General features: G+C 74.9%; 10 protein-coding genes. 5 read left to right on the top strand and 5 right to left on the bottom strand.

Annotated features, from left to right (window positions below; translation table 11 throughout):
* Positions 1 to 47: 47 nt before the first annotated feature.
* Positions 48 to 1,139 carry a lytic polysaccharide monooxygenase auxiliary activity family 9 protein gene (locus ACLQ2V_RS11015; RefSeq protein WP_425718278.1) on the top strand — a complete coding sequence of 364 codons (1,092 nt, stop codon included), beginning with the start codon at positions 48 to 50 and terminating at the stop codon, positions 1,137 to 1,139.
* A 66-nt stretch (positions 1,140 to 1,205) separates the two neighbouring features.
* Here ACLQ2V_RS11015 and hemQ read toward each other — a convergent pair whose 3' ends face one another.
* The 3 genes from hemQ to hemE are packed head-to-tail and all read right to left on the bottom strand — an operon-like array spanning position 1,206 to position 4,447.
* A complete protein-coding gene (gene hemQ, locus ACLQ2V_RS11010) occupies positions 1,206 to 1,922 on the bottom strand; it encodes a hydrogen peroxide-dependent heme synthase (protein WP_425718277.1) in 717 nt (238 codons plus the stop codon).
* Positions 1,919 to 3,337: a protoporphyrinogen oxidase gene (hemG, locus tag ACLQ2V_RS11005; protein ID WP_425718347.1), complete on the bottom strand. Its 1,419-nt coding sequence runs from the start codon at positions 3,335 to 3,337 to the stop codon at positions 1,919 to 1,921. Before hemG ends, hemQ begins: the two co-directional genes overlap by 4 nt.
* A gap of 27 nt (positions 3,338 to 3,364) precedes the next feature.
* Positions 3,365 to 4,447 carry a uroporphyrinogen decarboxylase gene (gene hemE, locus ACLQ2V_RS11000; RefSeq protein ID WP_425718276.1) on the bottom strand — a complete coding sequence of 361 codons (1,083 nt, stop codon included), beginning with the start codon at positions 4,445 to 4,447 and terminating at the stop codon, positions 3,365 to 3,367.
* Positions 4,448 to 4,596: 149 nt separating this feature from the next.
* Between hemE and ACLQ2V_RS10995 the strand changes: the two genes are divergently transcribed.
* Positions 4,597 to 5,169, top strand: a complete 573-nt coding sequence (locus ACLQ2V_RS10995) for a DUF3000 domain-containing protein (RefSeq protein ID WP_425718275.1) — start codon at positions 4,597 to 4,599, stop codon at positions 5,167 to 5,169.
* 110 nt (positions 5,170 to 5,279) lie between these two features.
* On the opposite strand, the gene ACLQ2V_RS10990 is transcribed toward ACLQ2V_RS10995, so the two are convergent.
* On the bottom strand, positions 5,280 to 6,203 hold the full coding sequence (locus tag ACLQ2V_RS10990) for a hypothetical protein (protein WP_425718274.1): 924 nt from the start codon (positions 6,201 to 6,203) through the stop codon (positions 5,280 to 5,282).
* A gap of 79 nt (positions 6,204 to 6,282) precedes the next feature.
* Entirely contained in the window at positions 6,283 to 7,353 is a 1,071-nt protein-coding gene (locus tag ACLQ2V_RS10985) for a trypsin-like peptidase domain-containing protein (protein WP_425718346.1), read from the bottom strand.
* 637 nt (positions 7,354 to 7,990) lie between these two features.
* On the opposite strand from ACLQ2V_RS10985, the gene ACLQ2V_RS10980 reads away from it, so the two are divergent.
* The 3 genes from ACLQ2V_RS10980 to ACLQ2V_RS10970 all read left to right on the top strand — a co-directional run bounded on the left by ACLQ2V_RS10980 (position 7,991) and on the right by ACLQ2V_RS10970 (position 12,799).
* The gene (locus ACLQ2V_RS10980) at positions 7,991 to 9,316 is read left to right on the top strand and encodes an HRDC domain-containing protein (protein WP_425718273.1); all 1,326 of its coding nucleotides are present in this window, start codon (positions 7,991 to 7,993) and stop codon (positions 9,314 to 9,316) included.
* 166 nt (positions 9,317 to 9,482) lie between these two features.
* Positions 9,483 to 10,679: a thiolase family protein gene (locus ACLQ2V_RS10975; protein ID WP_425718272.1), complete on the top strand. Its 1,197-nt coding sequence runs from the start codon at positions 9,483 to 9,485 to the stop codon at positions 10,677 to 10,679.
* A gap of 50 nt (positions 10,680 to 10,729) precedes the next feature.
* Positions 10,730 to 12,799 (top strand): 3-hydroxyacyl-CoA dehydrogenase NAD-binding domain-containing protein, encoded by a 2,070-nt coding sequence (locus ACLQ2V_RS10970; protein WP_425718271.1) that lies wholly within the window; start codon positions 10,730 to 10,732, stop codon positions 12,797 to 12,799.
* The last annotated feature ends 85 nt before the right edge of the window (positions 12,800 to 12,884 follow it).

Here is a 12,884-nt window from a genome sequence, read left to right as displayed (position 1 = left end):
GCCGTTCGGGTGTCGCAAGTCCGACCTCGCACCCCCGAGGAGCCCCCGTGCCCTTTTCCCTCCGCAGCAGACTCACCCCGCGCGCGGCAGCCTGGCTGCTGGCCGTCAGCGCGGTCGTCACGCTGCTGATCACCACCGGCCTGGCGAACTCCGCCTCCGCCCACGGCTCGGTCGTCGACCCCGCGTCCCGCAACTACGGCTGTTGGCAGCGGTGGGGCGGCGACTTCCAGAACCCGAACATGGCCACCCAGGACCCGATGTGCTGGCAGGCCTGGCAGGACGACCCGAGCGCCATGTGGAACTGGAACGGCCTGTTCCGTGAGGGCGTCGCCGGCAACCACCAGGGCGCCGTCCCCGACGGCCAGCTCTGCAGCGGCGGGCGCACCTCCAACGGCCGGTACAACTCGCTCGACACCGTCGGCGCGTGGAAGACCACCTCGGTGTCGAACAGCTTCCGGGTCAAGTTCTTCGACCAGGCCAGCCACGGCGCCGACTACATCCGGGTGTACGTGACCAAGCAGGGCTACAACGCGCTGACCAAGCCGCTGGCCTGGAGCGACCTGGAGCTGGCCGGTCAGATCGGCAACACCCCGGCGTCGCAGTGGACGCCGGAGACCGGCGGCGTGTCGATCCAGATTCCGGCGACCGCGTCGGGCCGCACCGGCCGGCACATCGTCTACACCGTCTGGCAGGCCAGCCACCTGGACCAGTCGTACTACCTCTGCAGCGACGTGGACTTCGGCGGTGGCGGCGGCCCGACCACCCCGCCGCCCACGACCCCGCCGCCGACCACCCCGCCGCCCACCACTCCCCCGCCGACCACCCCGCCGCCGGCGGGTGCCTGCACCGCGACCTACCGGGTCACCTCGTCGTGGAACGGCGGGTTCCAGGGTGAGGTCGAGGTGACCGCCGGTTCCTCGGCGATCAAGGGCTGGACGGTGACCTGGACGTACTCAGGCGGTCAGCAGGTCAGCTCGTCGTGGAACGCCACCGTGACCAGCAGCGGCTCCACGGTGACCGCCCGCAACGTGGCGCACAACGGGACGCTGGCCGCCGGGGGGAAGGCCACGTTCGGCTTCCTCGGCTCGTCGACCGGCACCAACACCGCACCGACGCCGACCTGCACGGCGACGCTCTGACCCAGCGACGGCAGGACAGGGCCCCCGGACGACGACACGCGTCGACCGGGGGCCCTTCCCCGTCGCTCAGGCCAGGGCGGTGACGATGTCGCCGATCGAGCGGCGGCGGCCGGTGTAGAACGGGGTCTCCTCGCGGACGTGCCGCCGGGCCCCCGACGCCCGCAGGTCGCGCATCAGGTCCACGATCCGGTGCAGCTCGTCGGCCTCGAAGGCCAGCATCCACTCGTAGTCGCCCAGGGCGAAGGAGGCGACCGTGTTGGCCCGCACGTCGGCGTACCCCCGGGCCATCTTGCCGTGCTCGGCCAGCAGCTCGCGCCGCTCGGCGTCGGGCAGCAGGTACCACTCGTAGGAGCGGACGAAGGGGTAGACGCAGAGGTATGCCCGCGCCTCCTCCCCGGCCAGGAACGCCGGGACGTGGCTCTTGTTGAACTCCGCCGGCCGGTGCAGCGCCAACTGCGACCAGACCGGGGTCATCGCGCGCCCCAGGGTGGTCCGGCGGAACCGCAGGTACGCGTCCTGCAGCGCGTCGCTCGACGACGAGTGCCACCAGATCATCAGGTCGGCGTCGGCGCGCAGCCCGGCCACGTCGTACGTGCCGCGCACCGTCACGTCCATGCCGGCCAGCTCCTCGAAGAGGGCCTCGACCTCACCGGTGACGTTGTCGCGCAGCGACGGAAGCGGGCCGCTGGCCCGGTACACCGACCACATGGTGTAGCGGATGCTGTCGTTGAGCTCCCGCAGCCGTGCCGCGTTGGTCTGCTCGGTGCTGCTCTGCTCGGTCATGCCGCCGATCCCTCCCGTGCTTCGATGATCTCCTCGGCCGCCGTCTCGCCGGAGCGGACGCAGACCGGGATGCCGACGCCGTCGTAGCCGGCGCCGGCCAGCGCCAGGGTCGGGTGCGCGGCGCGCACCGCCGCCCGGACGTCGGCCACCCGGTCGAGGTGCCCCGGGGTGTACTGCGGCAGCGCGCCGCCCCACCGCTGCACGTGGGCGGCCACCGGGGCGGGCAGGGCCGTGCCCAGCACCGTCGCCACCTCCCGCAGCACGGTGGCGACCAGGTCGTCGTCGGTGACCTGGAGCGTGGACTCCTCGCCGTACCGGCCGACGGAGGCGCGGACCAGGGCGAGGCCGTCCGGCCGGGCCAGGTGCCCCCACTTGGTGGTGAAGAACGTCGACGCCTTGATCGTCAGCCCCTCGGTGGCCGGCACCAGGAACCCCGACAGCGCCGGCAGCTCCGGGCCGGGCAGCGCCACGGTGACCAGCGCGACGCTGGCGTAGTCGAGCCCGCCGACGGCCTCGGCGACGCCGGGGGCGAGGCCGGCGACCCCGGCCAGCAGCCGGGCGGCCGGGTGCGCCGGCACGGCGAGGATCACGGCGTCGGCCTCGACGAAATCGGGGTCGCGGGTCGGGCCGACGGTCAGCCGCCACCCGGTCGCCGTGCAGGTCAGCTCCCGCACGGCCGCGTTGCGCCGGATCGTCGCCCCGCTGGCCGTGGCGGCGGCGTCGACCAGCCGGCTCAGCCCGCCGGCCAGGGTGCCGAAGACGGGGGCGCCGGGGGCGCGCGGCGCGGCGGCCTGCGCCGCCCGGACCGCACCGACCAGGGTGTGCTCCACCCGGGCCGCGCGGGCCAGCGCCGGCATCGTGGCCGCCAGGGAGAGGTCGTCGGCCCGGCCGGCGTAGACCCCGCCGAGCATCGGGTCGACCAGCCGATCGACCACCGCGTCCCCGAGCCGGGAGCGCACCAGCGCGCCGACGGAGACGTCCGCGTCGCCGGCCAGCAGCGGCGCACCGCCGTCGCGGTCGGCGTCCGCGGCCGGCTTCGCCACCGCCGCCACCTTCTCCAGATCCCCGGGTACGCCCACCAGCGTGCCGCCCGGCACCGGGCGCAGCTCCCCGTCGACGACGAGCGCGGCCTGCCCGACGGTCGGGTGCACGATCTCGTCGGCCAGCCCGAGGCGGCGGACCAGGGTCAGCACGGCGGACTCCCCGCCGGCCGGGTCGCGCATCAGGAACGACTCCGCGCCGAACTCCACCGGCCCACCGGCCAGCTCGCCGGTACGCAGCTTGCCGCCGAGCGCGCCGGACTGCTCGTACACGGTGATCTCGGTGTCGGCGGGGGCGCGGTCGGCCAGTCGGACGGCGGCGGCCAGCCCGGTGATGCCGCCACCGACGATCGCCACCCGCCACGGCTGCCGCATCGTCACTGCCTCACTTCCTCACTGCGCTCAGCGCGCGGACACCTCGTGCACCAGCGCGACCACCCGGGTCAGCACGTCCGGATCGGTCTCCGGCAGGACGCCGTGCCCGAGGTTGAACACGTGGCCGGGGGCGGCCCGGCCCTCGGCCACGATCCGCCGGACCTCCGCCTCGACCACCGGCCAGGGGGCCAGCAGCACCGCCGGGTCGAGGTTGCCCTGCACGGCCTTGTCCGCGCCGATGCGGCGGGTCGCCACGTCCAGCGGCGTACGCCAGTCGACCCCGACCACGTCGGCCCCGGCCTCGCCCATCGCGCCGAGCAGCTCGGCGGTGCCCACCCCGAAGTGGATGCGCGGGATCCCGGCGTCGGCCAGCCCGGCGAGCACCTTCGCCGAGTGCGGCAGCACGTAGCGGCGGTAGTCGGACTCCGACAGCGCCCCGGCCCACGAGTCGAAGAGCTGCACGGCGGAGACCCCGGCGTCGGCCTGCACCCGCAGGAACGCGACCGTCACCTCGGCCAGCCGGGTGCAGAGCGCGTGCCACAGCTGCGGGTCGCCGTACATCAGGGCCTTGGTCTTGGCGTGGGTACGCGACGGCCCGCCCTCGACCAGGTAGCTGGCCAGGGTGAACGGGGCGCCGGCGAAGCCGATCAGCGGGGTGTCGCCCAGCTCGGCGACGAGCAGCCGGACGGCCTCGTCCACGTAGGAGACGTCCTCGACGGTGATCGGCCGGATCCGCTCGACGTCGTCGAGGGTGCGGACCGGCTCGGCCACCACCGGCCCGGTGCCGGCGACGATGTCCAGCTCGATCCCGGCGGCGGCCACCGGGACCACGATGTCGCTGAACAGGATCGCCGCGTCGACCCGGTGCCGGCGCACCGGCTGGAGGGTGATCTCGGCGACCAGGTCGGGGCGGCGGCAGGACTCCAGCATCCCCACGTTCGCGCGGATCTCGCGGTACTCCGGCAGCGACCGGCCGGCCTGGCGCATGAACCAGACCGGGGTGTGCGGACCCTCTTCGCGCCGGCAGGCCCGGACGAACGGTGAGTCGGCCGGCCCGCCGCGGCGGGGTTCTCCGTCTCGGGCGGCAGTGCCCGTGGTGTCGGTGGTCATCGCGGCAATCGTGCCACGCCCCCACCGGCTCCTTCCCACCCCCGCCGGCTTTTGTGACCCACCCCCGCGCCCGCTGTCCTCCCTGCGGTCCGAGCGGGTGTCGGCGTGCCGTCCGGGCGGCGGGGCGGCAGCCGACATAGGCTGCCCACATGGCCCCGCCGCTCGCGCTCCCGGAGACGTTCGCCCGCGCGGTCGCCGGGCTGCGGTCGGCCGCGCCCCGGGCCGAGATCGTCCTGGAGGAGGTGGGCGCCCCGCAGCGCCTCGCGCCCTACACGTTCGCGCTCTCCGCGACGGTGCTGCGCGACGGCGACGAGGTCGCCGACGGGCGGCTGATCCTGCTGCACGACCCGGCCGGGCACGAGGCGTGGCAGGGCACCCTGCGGCTGGTCACCTACGTCACGGCGGAGCTGGAGATCGACCTCGCCGCCGACCCGCTGCTGCCCGCCGTGGGCTGGACGTGGCTGACCGACGCCCTGGACGCCCAGGAGGCCCGGCACCGGGCGCTCGGCGGCACCGTCACCCAGACGATGTCGACCCGCTTCGGGGGCCTGGCCGGGCCGCCGACCGCCGGGGACATCGAGATCCGGGCGTCCTGGACGCCCCTGGGCGAGGACCTGACGCCGCACCTGTTCGCCTGGTGCACCCTGTTGGCCTCGACGGCGGGCCTCCCCCCGCCCGGCGTGACGGCCCTGCCGGGCCGCCGCCCCGCCGGCGCCGCCTGACCCACCGCCGCAGCCACGCGGGGGCGGCCCCGGGGCCGGTGACGACTCGGGCCGCGCCGCCGGTCGGGTGTCCGGTGGCGCGGCCCGAGCTGCGGGCGACTCCGTCCTCGTCAGAGGTAGTTCTCGGCCTCGTCGCAGACCTTGTTCAGCCCCTGGGTGGCCTTGTCGTACGCGGCCTTGTTGTTCGCCGCCGCCGCGTTCAGCGCGGTGGTCAGCTTGTTCAGGCAGTTGGCGATGACCTTCTTCTGCCGGGCCTGCTCGTCGCGGTCGTTGCGGGTGCCGGTGAGGTCCTGCTCGGTGTCGGAGAGCTTGTCCCGCACCCCCTGCAGGTCCTTCTTGAGCTTCTCGATCTCGGCCTTGTTCGCCGTGATCGTCCCGTCCCGCTCGCTGACCTGGGCGGTCAGCCGCTGCCGCGTGCTGTCCAGCTCGTTGCCCTTGGTCACGTAGAGGCCGGTCATCACCCCGCCCAGGACGAAGAGCAGCCCGGCCACCAGGGCCAGGATCAGCACGGTGGGCTTGCGGCGGCCGCCGGAGGCGGGCGTCGCGGGGCCGTAGGGCGGCGTCGCCCCGGGCGGGGCGGACATCGGCTGCGGGTATCCCGCCCCGGGGGGCTGCTGCCCGAACGGCGGCGCGGAGTGCGGCTGCTGCGGCTGACCGAACGGCGCAGCCGACTGCGGCTGGCCGTACGGCGGGGCGGACTGCGGCTGCTGCGGCTGGCCGTACGGCGGGGCGGACTGCGGCTGCTGCGGCTGGCCGTACGGCGGGGCGGACTGCGGCTGCTGCGGCTGGCCCTGCGGCGGCGGGCCGTACTGGCCGAAGGGCCGGGTCGGCTCGGGCGGCGGCTGCGCCGGCTGGTACTGGCCGAACTGCTGCGTCGGCTCGTGCGGCGGCTGCGCCGAACCGTACTGCCCGAACTGCTGGGTCGGCTCGGCCGGCGGCTGACCGGGCGGGCCGTACTGGTGGGGGACCGGCTGGCCGGCGCCGGACGGCGGGTAGGAGGGCTGGCCTCCCGGCCCGGTCGGTGGCTGGGTCATTGTTCTCTCCTCATGAGGGCTGGTTCACGACCGGGCAACGGCGACGGGCCGGATCGGAACGCGGACGGCGACGGCCGGGTCAGCAGATCCGGAACCCGTCACAGGCGACCTTGATGGGGACGGCGAGGCCGATGCCCTCCGCGTCGCGGGCCTTGGCGGTGGCGATGCCGACCACCTGCTTCTGACCGTTGATCACCGGACCGCCGGAGTTGCCGGGGTTGATCGGAGCGTCGAACTGGATGACGGGACCCGAGCCCTGCTTCGCCTCGCGGAAGGCGCTGACCACGCCGGTGGTGACGCTGTCCTGCAGCCCGAGCGGGGCGCCCACCACCACGATCTGCTGGCCGGACTTCACCGTGGCCGACGCCGCCTTCAGGCCGGTGAACTTGCTGGTCGTACGCAGGTGGGCGACGTCGTTCTCGGCGTCGACCCGGACGATCGTCGCCGGGTAGCGCTGGTCGGTGCGCTCCAGGAAGACCTCCCGGCCGCCGCCCTTCCAGACCGACTCGACGACGTGGAAGTTGGTGAAGAGGTTCGTCCCGCCCTCGGTGGCCGGCTCGCCGATCGCGAAGGCGGTGCCGGTGAACTGCCCGGCCCGGACCCGGAACACGCTGGGCAGCACGGCGCTGGCCACCGCCTCGGGGTTGAACTGGCCCCCGGCCTGCTTCTCCAGGACCTGGGTGCGCTGGTCGAGGTCGTCGAGCCGGGTGGCGTCGCTCTGCTGGGCGGCGCTCGCCCGCCGGTCGGTGCCGGCGAGCCGGTCGGAGAGCCGGTTGATCTGATAGGCCTGCACGCCGGCCACCAGGGCCAGCACCACGGCCAGCCCGAACGCGACCAGGGTGAGCGCGCGGCCCCGGGCGGGTGCGGCCGGCGCGGGCGCGGGCCAGCCCTGACCGCCGGCGGGTGCCGGCCCGTCCTGCGCAAAGGCCGGGCCGGCAGCCGGCGGAAACGCCGGACCGGCGGGCGGGGTGAGGGCCGGGCCTGCGGGCTGCGGATACGCCGGGGCGGCGGAGGGCGGGAACGAAGAACCGGCGGCGGGCTGCGGATACCCCGGGCCGGCGGAGGGCTGGGCGTAGGCCGGGCCGGAGGAGGGCGCAGACGCCGGGCCGGCGGGCGGCCCGTACGTCGAGCCGGTGGGCTGCGTCGGCACGGCCGGCGCGGTGGGCGGTGCGGACTGTTGTCCGGCGGCCGGCGGGTACTGCCCGGCCGCGGGCGGCGACCCGCCCCACTGGCCCGGGTTCGCCGGCGGGCCCCAGGCGCTGCGCTGCGCGGGCGGGTACCCCTCGGCGGCCGGTGGGACGGACCCGTAACCGGCTGCCGCCGCGCCGCCCTGACCCGGCACGGAAGCCTGACCGGCGGCGTGACCCTGGCCGGGGGCGTAACCGTGACCGGCAGCGGGGGGTGGCGGGTAGGGGGCGGCGGCGCCCCGGGGCGGGATGATCCGCGGCGGCAGCGGGCCGGGACGGGCGTCGGTGTCCCCCGCCTCGCCGGCACGGGCCGGTTCCGACCGGCCCCCAGGCGCAGCGTCTTGGGGCCCCTGCCCCGCGCCCGTCGGACCGTAGCCAGCCGTCGTCATCGCACGTCCTCCCCGTACCGCCCTCGGTGCCCGCGCCGACACGGGTCCGTACCCGCCCGGTGGCCCGAAGGACCGTACCTACGCCAACGCGCTTTGTCTTCCCCGATGTCCGACCCTGCCATGCCGGGTCAAGTCGCTCCTGCGGGCGCCGGGCGACACACGCCGCACCCGGCTGCGCGCGTCGGATGGCCGCGCGCACTAGGGTTGCCAGGTGACCGACGAACCACCCCTAGACCGTCGGGCCGCCGAAAGCCGCACCGGAGACGAGCCGCACCGCCCGCCGTCGGCCGAGCCGGAGCCGGTGGACGCGGGACCCGAACCGACCGACGACGGCCCCGTGCCGCTGACCGCCCCCCGCGACGGCACTCCCCCGCCGGTGGCGTCCGAGGCCGAGCTGGCCGAGGTCGTGGCGCGTTTCGCCGCCGGCACCGGCCCGGTCGCCCTGGACGCCGAACGGGCGTCGGGGTACCGGTACAGCCAGCGCGCGTACCTCGTCCAGCTGCGCCGGGCCGGCTCCGGCACGGCGCTGATCGACCCGCTGCCGCTGCCCGACCTGAGCACGCTCGACGCGGCCATCGCCGACGCCGAGTGGGTGTTGCACGCCGCCAGCCAGGACCTGGCCTGCCTCGCCGAGGTGGGGCTGCGCCCGCGCCGGTTGTTCGACACGGAACTGGCCGCTCGACTGGCCGGATTCGAGCGGGTCGGCCTGGCCGCGCTGACCGAACAGCTACTCGGCTTCAGCCTGGAGAAACACCACTCGGCGGCGGACTGGTCGAGCCGCCCGCTGCCGGAGTCGTGGCTGACCTACGCCGCGTTGGACGTGGAGATGCTGACCGACCTGCGCGACGCGCTCGACGCCGAGCTGACCCGGCAGGGCAAGTCGGCGTGGGCGGCGGAGGAGTTCGCCGCGCTGGTGCGCAGTGGGTCCCGCCCGCCCCGGGTCCGCGCGGAGCCGTGGCGGCGCACCTCGGGCATCCACCGGGTGCGCGGCGCGCGGGCCCAGGCCCGGGTCCGTTCCCTCTGGTACGCCCGCGACCAGATCGCCGTCCGCCGGGACGCCGCTCCGGGGCGGGTGCTGCCCGACTCGGCGATCATCGCCGCCGCCGAGCTGGACCCGCGCGACGAGAAGACCCTGCTGACCCTGCCCGGGTTCGGTGGCCGGTCGGTGCGCCGGCTGGCCCGCACCTGGCTGGCGGCCCTGGACGACGCCCGCGAGTTGCCGGAGGACGCGCTGCCGGTCACCCCGGCCGTGGAGGGGCCGCCCCCGCCGCACCGCTGGGCGGAGCGGGACCCGGTGGCCGCCGGCCGGCTGGCCCGGTGCCGGGAGGTGGTGGTCCGCATCGCCGGTTCGCACACGCTGCCGCCGGAGAACCTGATCGCCCCGGACTCGATCCGCCGGCTCGCCTGGTCCCCGCCGGAGGAGATCACCGAGGCCACGGTCGCCGACACGCTGCGCGGCTTCGGTGCCCGGGAGTGGCAGATCGGCCTGCTGCTCGGCGAGCTCACCGTCGCCCTGGCGCCCCCGCCCGCCGCCTGAGCGCGGCCGGGCGGGGTGTGGGGTGGGACACAGCGGGCTGGGTGCCGGCCGTGGTTACTGACGAGTAGCATCCGAGGGACCACGCCCGCGCCGCCGACCGTCATTTCGAGCCGCAGCGCCGCCCGCCGGCGCGGCGGGGCGGATGATGGCCGAGAAGGAGGCTCAAGTGCCCCGTGAAGTCCGGGATGTCGTCTTCGTCGACGGCGTCCGCACCCCGTTCGGCAAGGCGGGTGGCATGTACGCCAACACCCGCGCCGACGACCTGGTGATCCGCTGCATCCGCGAGCTGCTGCGCCGCAACCCGCAGCTGCCGCCGGAGCGGGTCGAGGAGGTCGCCATCGCCGCCACCACCCAGATCGGCGACCAGGGCCTCACCATCGGGCGCACCGCGGCCCTGCTGGCCGGCCTGCCGAAGACGGTTCCCGGCTTCGCCATCGACCGGATGTGCGCGGGGGCGATGACCGCCGTGACCAGCGTGGCCGGCGGCATCGCCATGGGCGCGTACGACATCGCCATCGCCGGGGGCGTGGAGCACATGGGCCGGCACCCGATGGGCGAGGGCGTCGACCCCAACCCGCGCATCGTCGCGGAGAAGCTGGTCGACCCGTCCGCGCTGGTGATGGGCGCCACCGCGGAGAACCTGCACGACCGGGTCCCGCAGGTCACCAAGGAGCGCGCCGACGCGTTCGCGCTCGCCTCGCAGCAGAAGACCGCCAAGGCGTACGCCAACGGTAAGCTCGAGGGCGACCTGGTGCCCATGGCGATCCGCGACGCCGACGGCGGCTGGGGCCTGGCGACGGTCGACGAGGCCCCCCGGGACACCTCGCTGGAGAAGCTCGCCACCCTGAAGACCCCGTTCCGCCCGCACGGCAAGGTCACCGCGGGCAACGCGGCCGGGCTGAACGACGGGGCCACCGCGAGCCTGCTGGCCGCCGAGACCACCGCCCGCGAGCTGGGCCTGCCGGTGGCGATGCGGCTGGTGTCGTACGGCTACGTCGGCGTCGAGCCCGAGGTGATGGGCGTCGGCCCGATCCCGTCGACCGAGAAGGCGCTGCGCATCGCGGGGCTGAGCATCGACGACATCGGGCTGTTCGAGCTGAACGAGGCGTTCGCCGTGCAGGTGCTCGCCTTCCTCGACCACTTCGGCATCGCCGACGACGACCCCCGGGTCAACCAGTGGGGCGGCGCGATCGCCATCGGCCACCCCCTCGCGTCCTCGGGGGTGCGGCTGATGACCCAGCTCGCCCGGCAGTTCGCCGAGCACCCCGAGGTCCGCTACGGCGTCACCGCCATGTGTATCGGCATCGGCATGGGCGGCACGGTCATCTGGGAGAACCCGCACTGGGAGGGTGGCGACAAGTGAGCGCGAGGAGTGAGCTTGCGAGCCCCGCAGTCGCGAACGAAGGAGGCGCAGTGAGCGCGCTCACCGCACCGAACGAGGTGGTCACCCGGGCGCTGCTGCGCCAGGTGAACGTGCCCGGGCTGGACCGGCCGGCCGCCCTGATCACCCTGGACAACGGCTTCGACCACACCAAGCCGAACAGCTTCGGCCCGGCCGGGCTGACCAGCCTGGACGAGGCGATCACCGCCGCCCTCGCGGCGAACCCGGCGTTCGTCGCGGTCACCGGCAAGCCGTACATCTTCTGCGTCGGCGCGGACCTGACCAGCCTGCCGCAGCTGGCCGACCGGGAGCAGGCCCTGGCCATCGGCCGGCTCGGTCACCGGGTCTTCGCCCGGCTCAAGGACAGCGCGGTGCCGACGTTCGCGTTCGTCAACGGCGCGGCGATGGGCGGCGGCCTGGAACTGGCCCTGCACTGCCACTACCGGACGCTCTCCGGCGGGGCGGGGGCGCTCGCGCTGCCCGAGGTCTCCCTCGGCCTGGTCCCCGGCTGGGGCGGCACCCAGCTCCTGCCGAACCTGATCGGCATTCCCGCCGCCACCCAGGTGATCCTGCAGAACCCGCTGATGCAGAACAAGATGCTCAAGCCGAAGCAGGCAGCCGAGCTGGGCATCGCCGACGTGCTGCTGGAGCCGGCGGACTTCCTGGAGCGCTCCCTGGAGTGGGCCGCCGGCGTGGTGCGCGGCGAGGTCGCCGTCACCCGGCCCGAGGTCGACAAGGACATGTGGGCGGGCGTGCTCTACTTCGCCCGGCAGACCCTCGATGCGCGGCTGCACGGGGCGGTTCCGGCCGCGTACCGGGCGCTGGACCTGCTGGAGACGGCGAAGGACGGCGACTTCGCCGCCGGCACCGCCGCCGAGGACGAGGCCCTGGCCGACCTGATCTTCTCCGAGGAGCTGCGCAGCGGGCTCTACGCGTTCGACCTGGTGCAGCGGCGGGCCAAGCGGCCGGCCGGCGCGCCGGACAAGGGCCTGGCCCGGCCGGTCACGAAGGTCGGCATCGTGGGCGCGGGCCTGATGGCCAGCCAGCTCGCGCTGCTCTTCGCCCGCCGCCTCCAGGTGCCGGTGGTGATGTCCGACCTCGACCAGTCCCGGGTGGACAAGGGCGTCGGCTACGTGCACACCCAGATCGAGAAGGCCGTCACCAAGGGCCGGATGGACAAGGGCACCGCCGCCAAGCTGTACGGCCTGGTCAGCGGCACTGTCGACAAGAGCGCCTTCGCGGACGCCGATTTCGTCATCGAGGCGGTCTTCGAGGACCTGGGCGTCAAGAAGCAGGTCTGGGCCGAGCTGGAGAAGATCGTCTCCCCGGAGGCGGTGCTGGCCACGAACACCTCGTCGCTGTCGATCACCGCGATGGCGCAGGAGCTGGAGCACCCGGAGCGGGTGGTCGGCTTCCACTTCTTCAACCCGGTCGCGGTGCTGCCGCTGCTGGAGATCGTCCGGGGCGAGCGGACCGACGACGCGACCCTGGCCACCGCCTTCGCGGTCGGCAAGCAGTTGAAGAAGTCGAGCGTGCTCGTGAAGGACGCCCCGGCGTTCGTGGTGAACCGGCTGCTCACCCGCTTCCTGGGGGCCGTCTTCGCCGCCGTCGACGCGGGCACCCCGCTGGAGGTGGCGAACGCGGCGCTGGACCCGCTGGGCCTGCCGATGCGCCCGCTGGCGCTGCTCCAGCTCGTCGGCCCGGCCGTGGCGTACCACGTGGGCGGGACCCTGCACGCGGCGTTCCCGGACCGCTTCGCGGTCAGCGAGAACCTCAAGCGGATCGCCGACTCAGGTCAGCCGATCGTGGTCGACGACGAGATCAACGCCGAGGTGGCGAAGCTGCTGGTGGTCGGCGACGCCCCGCTGACCGCCGAGCAGGTGCGGCAGAACGCGCTCGACGCGCTGGCGCAGGAGACCCGGCTGATGCTCGACGAGGGCGTGGTCGCCGAGGCGCAGGACATCGACCTCTGCCTGCTGCTCGGCGCGGGGTGGCCGTTCCACCTGGGCGGCGTCACGCCGTACCTGGACCGGACCGGCACCAGCGAGCGGGTCACCGGCCGGCGGTTCCTGCCGCCCGGCGTGGCGAGCCTGCCCGCCTGATCCACACCGCACCGCGATCGCGGGGGGCGCCCCCGACCACCTGGGTGGGTTGGGGGGCGCGGGGGGGGGCGTCCGGGGGGAACCG

The sequence above is a fragment of the Micromonospora sp. DT233 genome (assembly GCF_049841815.1).
GTDB lineage: Bacteria > Actinomycetota > Actinomycetes > Mycobacteriales > Micromonosporaceae > Micromonospora.
Note: the sequence above shows the minus strand (reverse complement) of the source record. Positions and strands in the feature narration are given on the sequence as shown.